The organism is Lacticaseibacillus huelsenbergensis, assembly GCF_029726355.1.
Taxonomy (GTDB): Bacteria; Bacillota; Bacilli; order Lactobacillales; family Lactobacillaceae; genus Lacticaseibacillus; species Lacticaseibacillus casei.
In genome coordinates this window covers 668272-676578 of sequence record NZ_CP120687.1, presented here as the reverse complement: position 1 = coordinate 676578, position 8307 = coordinate 668272, and the positions used below count along the sequence as shown (strand labels likewise).

6 protein-coding genes are annotated in these 8307 nt (G+C 48.0%); all 6 read left to right on the top strand.

Annotation, left to right across the window (positions count from 1 at the left end; translation table 11 throughout):
• Window positions 1–288 precede the first annotated feature (288 nt).
• Window positions 289–705 carry a 30S ribosomal protein S12 gene (gene rpsL, locus LHUE1_RS03050; protein ID WP_010492654.1) on the top strand — a complete coding sequence of 139 codons (417 nt, stop codon included), beginning with the start codon at window positions 289–291 and terminating at the stop codon, window positions 703–705.
• A gap of 133 nt (window positions 706–838) precedes the next feature.
• Window positions 839–1309, top strand: coding sequence for a 30S ribosomal protein S7 (gene rpsG / locus LHUE1_RS03045; RefSeq protein ID WP_003567577.1), 471 nt, complete (start codon window positions 839–841; stop codon window positions 1307–1309).
• Window positions 1310–1398: 89 nt separating this feature from the next.
• Complete coding sequence (gene fusA, locus LHUE1_RS03040; RefSeq protein WP_010492653.1) at window positions 1399–3501, top strand: elongation factor G; 2103 nt, start codon at window positions 1399–1401, stop codon at window positions 3499–3501.
• Between the two features lie 185 nt (window positions 3502–3686).
• Window positions 3687–4733, top strand: coding sequence for a helix-turn-helix transcriptional regulator (locus tag LHUE1_RS03035; protein WP_049170306.1), 1047 nt, complete (start codon window positions 3687–3689; stop codon window positions 4731–4733).
• A gap of 150 nt (window positions 4734–4883) precedes the next feature.
• Window positions 4884–5447: a redoxin domain-containing protein gene (locus LHUE1_RS03030; RefSeq protein WP_010492650.1), complete on the top strand. Its 564-nt coding sequence runs from the start codon at window positions 4884–4886 to the stop codon at window positions 5445–5447.
• Between the two features lie 322 nt (window positions 5448–5769).
• Window positions 5770–8055, top strand: coding sequence for an SEC10/PgrA surface exclusion domain-containing protein (locus LHUE1_RS03025; protein WP_277848230.1), 2286 nt, complete (start codon window positions 5770–5772; stop codon window positions 8053–8055).
• Window positions 8056–8307 lie beyond the last annotated feature (252 nt).

Below are 8307 nucleotides of genomic sequence, written 5' to 3'. Positions count from 1 at the left end.
ACGCCAGCTCACGCTCTTGCTCTGAGTCAAGGTGCTTGCTTTGTAGAACAATTTTGTTATGATTAGGAGTTGTTAGTTAACCTGATCTAGTTCAGGTTACGCTTGACACTGATGCGTACAGGATAGTACACTATCAAAGGTGCTTTTTTCCAGTTTATTCGGGTTATCCGGACGTGCTGACTGGGTTAAGAGCCGTCGCCGTTCGGTTGGCCATTTTTTTATCAGAAAAAATGAACCGCCTGGATGTGTGGACTTAAAAATGATGCAAAATAAGGAAGGAGAAGCTTAATGCCTACTATTAATCAATTAGTTCGCCAAGGTCGTAAATCCAAAACAACCAAGTCAGACTCTCCTGCGTTGAACTTCGGTTACAACAGCAAGAAGAAGAGCCTTACCAGTAATCCAGCACCGCAAAAACGTGGGGTTGCTACACGTGTCGGCACGATGACACCTAAGAAACCTAACTCTGCTTTGCGGAAATATGCCCGTGTTCGTCTGTCCAACTTGATCGAAGTGACAGCTTATATTCCGGGGATTGGTCACAACCTGCAGGAACATAGTGTTGTCTTGATCCGTGGCGGCCGTGTTAAGGACTTGCCAGGGGTTCGTTATCACATTGTTCGTGGTGCGCTTGATACTGCCGGTGTTGACGGCCGGATGCAAGGTCGCTCCAAGTATGGTGCAAAGCGCCCTAAGAAGAAGTAAAACATTGATCGCGGTTTAAACCGCAGATGATCATGATAAAAATTTTCTAGTGCCGCTTTGTGCGGTTATAAGGAGAGCGTGATCGGGAAGTTTGGGTTTTCCGAGAGCGCGTTTAAAGAGGAGGCCAAAATACATGCCACGTAAAGGCAGTGTTGCAAAACGCGATGTATTACCTGATCCAGTTTACAATTCAAAACTGGTGACTCGCTTGATCAACCACTTGATGATTGACGGCAAGCGCGGTAAGGCATCAACAATTTTATATGATGCATTTGATATGATTAAGAAACAAACCGGGAACGAACCGTTAGACGTTTTTGAAGAAGCAATGAAGAACGTTATGCCGGTCTTGGAAGTTAAGGCTCGCCGTATCGGTGGTTCTAACTACCAGGTGCCGATCGAAGTTCGTCCGGATCGTCGGACCACACTTGGTCTTCGCTGGATCGTTCAGTATTCCCGTCAACGCGGTGAACATACGATGGACGAACGGTTGGCTAAGGAAATCATGGACGCCGCTAACAACACCGGCGCCGCAGTGAAGAAGCGTGAAGATACCCACAAGATGGCAGACGCCAACCGGGCATTTGCACATTATCGTTGGTAAGATGATTTGGCTATTATATCCGCGGCTTGGTATATAGTAGCCATTCTTTGTATAAAGCCAGTTGAAACAAGAGAGGAGCAATACGCCACATGGCCAACAAACGTGAATTTCCGTTAGACCGTACCCGTAATATCGGGATCATGGCTCACATCGATGCCGGTAAAACGACCACGACTGAACGGATTTTGTATTATACCGGTAAAATTCATAAAATCGGTGAAACTCATGAAGGAGCTTCACAGATGGACTGGATGCCACAGGAACAGGAACGTGGGATCACCATCACCAGTGCTGCTACTACGGCTTTCTGGAAGGATCACCGGGTCAACATCATTGATACCCCAGGGCACGTTGACTTCACCATTGAAGTTGAACGTTCGCTGCGTGTGTTAGATGGTGCGATCACCGTTTTGGATGCCCAATCCGGTGTTGAGCCGCAGACTGAAAACGTTTGGCGTCAAGCGACAACTTACGGCGTTCCGCGGTTGGTTTTCGTTAACAAGATGGATAAGATCGGTGCGGACTTTAACTATTCCCTGCAGACTTTGCATGATCGTCTGCAAGCCAACGCCCACGCTGTTCAATTACCAATCGGTGCTGAAGATAAGTTCGAAGGGGTCATTGACCTGATCGACATGAAGGCCGATTTGTATGACGAAGACGAACTCGGTACCAAGTGGGATACGGTTGACATTCCTGATGACTACAAGGAAGCAGCCCAAAAGGCTCACAATGAACTGATTGAAGCCGTTGCTGATGTTGATGATGGCATCATGGATAAGTACCTTGAAGGCGAAGAAATTTCCAATGCTGAATTAAAGGCAGCGATTCGTAAGGCTACCATCAACTTGGAATTCTACCCGGTTCTTGCCGGTTCTGCTTTCAAGAACAAAGGTGTTCAGATGTTACTGGATGCCGTTATCGACTACTTGCCATCACCGCTGGATGTTCGGCCGTATCACGCGACCGATCCTGAATCCGGGGATGCTGTTGAGTTGACGGCGGGCGACGACAAGCCGTTTGCTGCTTTGGCCTTTAAAGTTGCGACTGATCCGTTCGTTGGCCGTCTAACCTACATCCGGGTATACAGTGGTACATTGGAAGCCGGTTCGTATGTCTTGAATGCAACTAAGGACAACCGTGAACGTGTCGGCCGTCTGTTGCAGATGCACAGTAATCACCGTGAAGAAATCCCTGAAGTATTCTCCGGTGATATTGCTGCGGCGATCGGCTTGAAGAATACCACAACCGGGGATTCCTTAACTGATGTCGATCATCCGTTGATTCTTGAATCCTTGGATGTTCCGGATCCGGTTATCCAGGTTTCCATCGAACCTGATTCCAAGGAAGACCAAGACAAGCTGGATGTCGGCTTGCAAAAGCTTTCCGAAGAAGATCCGACCTTCAAGGCTGAAACCAACCCTGAAACCGGTGAAACTTTGATTGCCGGCATGGGCGAACTGCACTTGGATATCATGGTTGATCGTTTGAAGCGTGAATTCAAAGTGGCTGCCAAAGTCGGCGAACCACAAGTTGCTTATCGTGAAACCTTCACGAAGGAAGCATCTGCTCAAGGTAAGTTCGTTCGTCAGTCTGGTGGTAAAGGTCAGTATGGTGATGTTTGGATCCAATTCACACCAAACGACGAAGGCAAAGGCTTTGAATTCGAAAATGCGATCGTTGGTGGGGTTGTTCCGCGTGAATATATCCCAGCCGTTGAGCAAGGTCTGAAAGAAGCCATGGCCAATGGTGTTCTTGCCGGTTATCCATTAATCGACGTTAAAGCCAAGCTTTACGATGGTTCATACCACGAAGTCGATTCTTCCGAAGCTGCCTTTAAAGTGGCTGCTTCCATGGCGCTGAAGAATGCTTCAAAGAGTGCCGGTGCGGTTATTCTTGAACCAATCATGCACGTTGAAGTTGTCGCACCTGAAGAATACCTTGGCGATGTGATGGGCCAAATTACGGCACGTCGCGGTCGTGTTGAAGGTATGGAAGCTCGTGGGAATGCTCAATTGGTTAACGCCATGGTGCCACTTGCCGAAATGTTCGGTTATGCAACTACCTTGCGTAGTGCAACCCAGGGCCGTGGTACCTTTACCATGACCTTTGACCACTACGAACCAGTACCAAAGAGCATCCAAGCAGAGATTATCAAGAAAAATGGCGGCGGTGTCGCAACCAAGGAATAATCCTTGAATGCTTCCACTGTCAGAAAAGTCACCCTTTTTTGAGGGTGGCTTTTTATGTGGAGACGCTCAATGAAACCTGCGTTGACAAGAGTTTTATGGTCAACTGCAAAAATCACCTCCCGCTCTGTTCGGCAGTATAGTATACTCGACGTTATATAATAACCTTTGTATTGGAGGCAGGTTGGGTGTCGAGTCAGGAACGGATTGTCACGATTTTGTTACGCTTGTTGCGCGGGGATGTGTTGACCAAGCAAGATTTGATGGCGGAATTTGGAAAAGACGAATCAGCCATTCGCCGGGATATCGCCGCGATCAGACGGCTGTTTGACCGGGAGCTGGATGAACCCGATGCCTTTGCCAAAATGCCAGCTGGCCACTATCGTCTGCAGTCGGGCTTGCGTGCTCAAGGGACCAAGTTAACGGACGGCCAGTTAATGGCGATCGGCTTGATTTTAACGGCTAGCCGCGGCTTGGCAACAGATGAGATGAAATCGTTGTTGCGACAGCTCATGCCAACCGGTGCCGATCACAAGGGCAGCGACGCGGTGATGCGAAATCCGATCTTTGAATATCGCGGTGTCCCGAAGATGTCGTTGAGTGACCGGTTGGAGCGACTCAGCCAGGCGGTTGTCAATCATGAACTGATCAGTTTCGACTTTACTTATCATGGCGAGCAGCATCATTTTGACCATAAACTGCCGACAGGGCTCTTCTTCGGTGATCTGTTCTTCTATCTGATCGTTGATGGTAGCGATGAGCAATTTGAAAATCCCGATCACGGTAAGTTCGCCAAGTTTCGCTTGGATGCCATCAGCAACCTGAAATTCTATGGCCATCATCCGACCCACAATCACGATGACCGGTTCCAAGGTGGGCGGCTGCAAGTGCACACCTGGTATCCTTATCTGGGCAAGCCCATCAACCTGGAAATCGAATATGCTTATGACCCGGCTTATGTGACCGATCGCTTCCCGCAAGCCAAAGTCGACCCCAAGCCGATTCGCGTAGATCCGGACAACGGCAATCCTTACGCACGACGGGTTTACCACATTGAAATTGCAGTCAACGACGGCTTCGGCATTCGCATGTGGCTGTTAGGCCAAGGCGCACTGGTCAAAATACTGGCGCCAAAATATCTGCGCGACTATGTGGTCTGGGTTTTTGCCACGTCACTCAAAGAGCGTTATGGCATTTCCGACCTGTCACATTACCACCTATCAGATAACATGTAGCCAGCCGCAACCAGTGAAAGCATCCAAACTGGTTGCGGTATTTTTATGCCATTTGGACGGTCATCGCCCAAAAATGCCCTTGTCAAAAGCCTCACAAACGGCTATCCTTAATATGTAGATGATAATCATTCTAACATTGGAGGCAATATTATGAGCTTTATTGGACAAAAATTACCGGCGTTCAGTTTGACCGCCTATCAAAATGGGGATTTTCATACGGTGACCGATCAAGACATGCGCGGTAAGTGGGCGGTGATCTGTTTCTATCCGGCTGACTTTTCCTTTGTTTGCCCAACCGAATTAGGCGATTTGCAAGATCATTACGATCAGTTCAAATCAGTCGGTGCTGAAGTCTATTCAGTTTCCGAAGACACCGAGTTTGTCCACATGGCATGGGCAGAAGCAAGTCCGACCATTAAGAAGGTTGCGTATCCGATGGTTGCCGATCCAGCCGGCACCTTAGCCAGTGCGTTAGACGTCCGCGATGCCGCAAGCGGCCAGGCCTTCCGTGGCACCTTCATCGTTGATCCAGACGGCGTCATCCAAACCTATTCTGTCAACAACTTTGGCATCGGTCGCAATGCGAATGAAATTCTCCGAACCTTGCAAGCAGCCCAATTTGTTGCAGCCCATGGCGACCAAGTATGCCCAGCAAACTGGCAACCAGGCGAAAAGACATTGAAGCCGGGTGCAGCGCTGGTGGGGAAGATTTAATCGCCGGCTAATTGTATTAAGTTAAAAAGCCGTTTATGTCACCAACACCTAAATTGAGGTGTCTGGTGACATAAACGGCTTTTTGTTGTCTTGCGGGGCCTTGTTGTTATCAATGACGTGGCTGATTTGGACGAAATTAAATTGCATGGCGTAAAAAGAAGACACTACAGCAATGAGCACTGGCGAAGGCAATCAGCTGCTGACACAGGATTTGCTTAAAAAATGTCCCTCTAAGCTTCACTAGGTATAACACACCTAATGCCTTTATATAATTTTAATGTTAATAGAACCACGAGTACATACCTAAATTGGAGGGGACATCATGTTATACAATCGATTTGCACAACATGTGGTAAATGATAAGAAAAAAATGTACAAACGCGGCAGCCAGTGGGTGGTTGCTTCAGCATTTGCCTTAGCCATCGGTGGTTTCGGCGTAACCCAGACGCAATCCGTTCACGCTGCGGAGACCCAACCGCAGTTAACGGTGCAGTCAGCAACGTTGGTCAATAAAACTGATGCCACAACGCCTTCTTCAGCTGCGGTAAGTCAGGCAGCACAGGCTCAAGCAGCGACGGTCGCCACATCACAAGCTGCAGCACCGGCACAGCAAAAGGCTACATCCACAGTTTCGGTTCAGGCTGCCCAACCAGCTAGTGCGGCGGCCAAGACTGCGAATGATGCGGTGCAAACGAATGCGCCGGCACCGTCTTCAGCTAGCATGACGGATGAACAGTGGAAAGCTGCTAAGGCTAAGTATGATCAGGCTAAGGCGGATGCGGCGAAGCAAGAAGCAGCTGCGAAGAGTCAGGCTGAGGCTGCGAAAAGTGCGTACGCAGATCAATTACAGAAGCCAGCACAGGTACAAAAAGACACGGATGTCGCGGCGCTTAATAAGGCACAGTCAGAAGCACAAACCAGCTTGGCAAGCTTGAAAGCCGCGCAAGCAAGCAGTTATGCGGCGGCCAGCACGGCTGCTGTAAAAGAAGTTGCTGATTTGAATTCTCAAAAAACTTCTGAAACGATTCCAGTTGGGGATGGCGGCACTTTTAATTATGTTGCGAAAACGGGGTCTTGGAGCAATATCGTCAACAACGATGATTTGAATAATGCGAAGTGGAACGGTAACTATTTAGTCCAAAATTTACCGGTTTTGTCTGATAGTGAGGTCAATAGCGAAGACAATCAAGCTTATGACAATAAGGCAAACTTATTCGCAGCTTATCAAGAAGGCTACGGCGTGGTGCCAGCTTGGGCTATGAAGGATACTGTTAAGGATGACAAGCTAAGTAAGGCACAACAATACGAAGTTAATCAGTACGCTATGATGCTTACGAACAATTACAGGAAGGCGTTAGGACTTAGCCCGCTAATTACAACGTCTGATTTTCTTGGCTTAGTTCAACAGCGTGGCGATTCCATGTTGAATGACGAAGTGATGCATCATGATATTAACATTATTGACCAGTTATTCAGAAAATTCGGTGGTTATGGCGAGAATCTAGCTCAATCGTTTAATCCCAACTGGAATAAACTTCATCAAGATCGTGATCTTACAATGCTTGATGTTTTGCAATCGGTAGCAGGTGCGGTTAATAATCTCTTTAATTACGACCAAGCATCAGAGCAAGGACATCGTCAAACACTTCTTAGCGAAGATTACAATTTCCAGACTGGCGGTTGGTCATATCAGAAAATCGCCAATGGTTCGTGGGTACTATGCTTTGATGCTGTTACAGACAAGGTTGCTGGTGAAAATATTGCGACAGTTCCAAGTCAAGTAGACACAAGCAAGGATAAAGAAATTGATCAAAAAATTGCGAATATTCAGTCAGCTTTAGCAGCTCTAAAGAGTAAACAAGCAAAGGATTATCAGAACTTAGAAAGCACTCTTACATCCTCTGAAACAACTCTCCGTGATAAGGTCACCAATGATAATGCATTATTAGAACAAATCGTGCCGAAGATCAAAGCCTATAACTCGGAGCAAGATTCTAATGTTCAAAAGTTTATTGATTCTTTGAATTCAAAAGTCGAACAGCTGAATCCTGGAGCAGAGCCAGGAACATCTACGAACAATAGTGGATCCTCAGCCTCAAGTGCTGGCAATTCCAGCGCCTCCAGCGCCGCAAGCTCAGCCGGTTCAAGTGCATCAAGCTCTGCAGCTTCCAGTGCCAATAACTCCAGCGCCTCCAGCGCTGCCAGCTCCGCAACCTCGAGCGCAGCCAGTTCAGCCGCCTCAAGTGCTACAAGTTCTGCTGCCTCCAGCGCAGGCAGTTCCGCTACCTCAAGTGCATCGAGTTCTGCTGCGTCCAGTGCCAGTAGCTCAGCTGCCTCTAGCGCCACGGGTCCAGCTGCTACTACACCGGCAGGTTCGAATGCCCCTAAACCTGCTACCAGTCCTGCTAAACCTGCAGCCGTAACACCATTAGTCAAGACGGAGCCTGCCAGCACGCAACCGCTTAGTCGCATGACTCAAAAGTATGGTAAACATGCTTACCCAGCAACAGGTGAGAGTCAAAACGGTATCGTTTTGGCCGAAGCTGGCGCGTTGATCATCGCGGTTCTGGGTTTTGCAGGTGTTCGTAAGTATCGCCACGCAAAATAGCGACAGACCATACTACGGTAATTGGTAATCTTGTTAGTGACGATCGTGGGGATGGTCACTAACATTGATGCGTCATCTAGGTTGGCTAGTTTAATGAGTCGGGTAAACACAACGGATGTTTGGATGCGAGTCGTACGCGATGATGTGGTTTTGGGGATTGCATCATTCTAGAGATGACTTTGCGTTCAACATAATGCAAGACAAGCTGCTGAGAAGTTTGTCGTGGGGATAAGGTTCTCAGTAACCGGAAAA

What these genes read in the sequence shown, in the direction of transcription:
- rpsG (WP_003567577.1), top strand. Translation starts at nt 839, where the DNA reads ATGCCACGTAAAGGCAGTGTTGCAAAACGCGATGTATTACCTGATCCA.
- fusA (WP_010492653.1), top strand. Translation starts at nt 1,399, where the DNA reads ATGGCCAACAAACGTGAATTTCCGTTAGACCGTACCCGTAATATCGGG.
- LHUE1_RS03025 (WP_277848230.1), top strand. Translation starts at nt 5,770, where the DNA reads ATGTTATACAATCGATTTGCACAACATGTGGTAAATGATAAGAAAAAA.
- LHUE1_RS03030 (WP_010492650.1), top strand. Translation starts at nt 4,884, where the DNA reads ATGAGCTTTATTGGACAAAAATTACCGGCGTTCAGTTTGACCGCCTAT.
- rpsL (WP_010492654.1), top strand. Translation starts at nt 289, where the DNA reads ATGCCTACTATTAATCAATTAGTTCGCCAAGGTCGTAAATCCAAAACA.